Source organism: Methylobacterium nigriterrae, assembly GCF_037106235.1.
In the GTDB taxonomy this organism is placed as follows: Bacteria; Pseudomonadota; Alphaproteobacteria; order Rhizobiales; family Beijerinckiaceae; genus Methylobacterium; species Methylobacterium nigriterrae.
This window is the reverse complement of the sequence record NZ_JBAWTG010000767.1, coordinates 1-283: the sequence shown is the minus strand read 5'-3', so window position 1 is coordinate 283 and position 283 is coordinate 1. Positions and strand designations below refer to the sequence as shown.

General features: G+C 67.5%; 1 protein-coding gene. It reads right to left on the bottom strand.

Annotation, left to right across the window (positions count from 1 at the left end):
* A partial coding sequence (locus WDW90_RS39080) for a Ros/MucR family transcriptional regulator (RefSeq protein ID WP_336492993.1) occupies positions 1 to 283 on the bottom strand: 283 nt, incomplete at both ends.

The window sequence follows — 283 nt, the reverse complement described above, 5'->3', positions numbered from 1 at the left end:
GTAGGGGTCGAGCCCGTGGCCGGTGAGATGCCGCTTCAGCGTCTTGTAGGGCTTGCCGTCGATGAAGGAGATCAGCGCGTCCGGCGTGATCGACTTGCGAACCTGCGCGGGCGTCGCCTTCTCGGCCTCCGCGGTGGCCTGTGCTGACGCCGCTCCGCTCGTGAGGCCGGCGAGCGAGGTATGAACCGCCTGGATCAGAGCCGGCAGCTCTGCCGGAGCCACGTGGTTGCGCGAGACATAGGCGGAGACGATCTCGGCCGCCCGCTCGAGCATTTCATTGTGC